The organism is Rothia sp. HMSC062H08 (assembly GCF_001810775.1).
In the GTDB taxonomy this organism is placed as follows: Bacteria; Actinomycetota; Actinomycetes; order Actinomycetales; family Micrococcaceae; genus Rothia.
The window spans coordinates 1-1,383 of record NZ_KV802658.1; the positions used below are offsets into that span (position 1 = coordinate 1).

The following is a 1,383-nucleotide window of genomic DNA, read 5'->3' on the forward strand; positions in this document are numbered from 1 at the left end:
GTGTGTGGTGGAACAAGGAACCTACCGGGAGCTACTGAAGGCAGAGGGAAAGTTTATGGAAATTTTCAAAAATCAGATCTCTGAAGATTCTGCAGGGCGCAAAACTTCCGCTGAAAGGGACTATGAAGATGCGTAAGATTATGGCTAATACTGTTTGGTCCGTGGTTTATGCTTTCAGAAATCACCCCGTATGGACCGTCTCCTATCTAGCGTCTGTTGTGTGCCTATCACTATTCCCTGCTCTGCAGATGGAGGCTGTCACTAGACTTGTTGAGCATTTGGGTCAGAGCCAGGATGAAGTGCTCCCGCTAGCCCTGGGGGTTAGTTTTGTGCTGGCAGGATACATTGCCCTGGGGCAAGCATCAGACTCTCTGCGTATGATTCTAAATTCTCGAATGTCAAGTACGGGTATTCAGAACGTATCTTCTCGTCTGGCGACTTGTTCCTCTCAGGAAATCGCGAGCGGTGATTATGCTCGCTCATCAAGGGCAGCTCATGAAGCTGTGACAGGGGGGAGCCTGGGGTCTCAAGTTTCCACTATGGGTGCTCTGATATTCATCATTTTTTCGACGGGAGCTCTTAGCTATTCTGTAGGAAAGATCAATGTATATGCTTCACTCTGCATGCTTGCAGGCATGATTCCTGTTGCCTTGATGTCACATCTCTATTCGAGTAAGAATGCTGAGGCAATGGAAAAAATATATTCATATAGCTACAACGCGTGGCATAGCACTAACCAGATTGCACAAATAACTACTGCTCGTGAGCTTGCAATTCTTAATGCTCGGTCGTTCTTTGCGCATCGTGCTAATCAAGAACGGAAAAAATCCGGTGAGGAGGAAATTGGCCTAGCTCGTTACATCCTCAGAATATATACAATTGTTGGTTTTATAAGCGCTGCATTGCTAGCTTTAGCCCTTATTTTTCTAGCGGCCTCGGTGCCGGCTCCCGGTGCTCTTGCTGGAGCTGTTATAGGTATTACCTCGGCTATAGTCTCGCTTGGCTCGATGGGAAGCGACCTTAGCTCGATGGCAGCGGGGTCAAACGCAATTGATATATATCGAAAGTTTATTTCTAGCGCACAGCCCAAGCAGAAAAATTCGGTTGCCGATACCTACCTCGAGATTTCCAGCGTTTCCATTAGGAATCTTGCTATCCAGTATCCAAAAGCTGATTCTTTAGCTCTTAAAAACATCAATCTCACTTTTGGTCCCGGGCAGATGATTGGTATTGTCGGGCCCAGCGGATCGGGAAAGACAACCCTAGTAAATGCACTCATGGGTATGCTTAAGCCCTCCAAAGGAGACATCCTCATGGGAGGTAAGTCGGTACAGGACATATCACCTGATGATTTGTTGGCAAATGTTGGTTTGGTGAGTCAAG

1 protein-coding gene is annotated in these 1,383 nt (G+C 46.9%); it reads left to right on the forward strand.

Annotated elements, in window-relative coordinates:
* Positions 1-122: 122 nt before the first annotated feature.
* Positions 123-1,383, forward strand: a 1,261-nt coding sequence (locus HMPREF2765_RS09160; protein WP_141749073.1) for an ATP-binding cassette domain-containing protein, incomplete at its 3' end; no start/stop codon positions are given.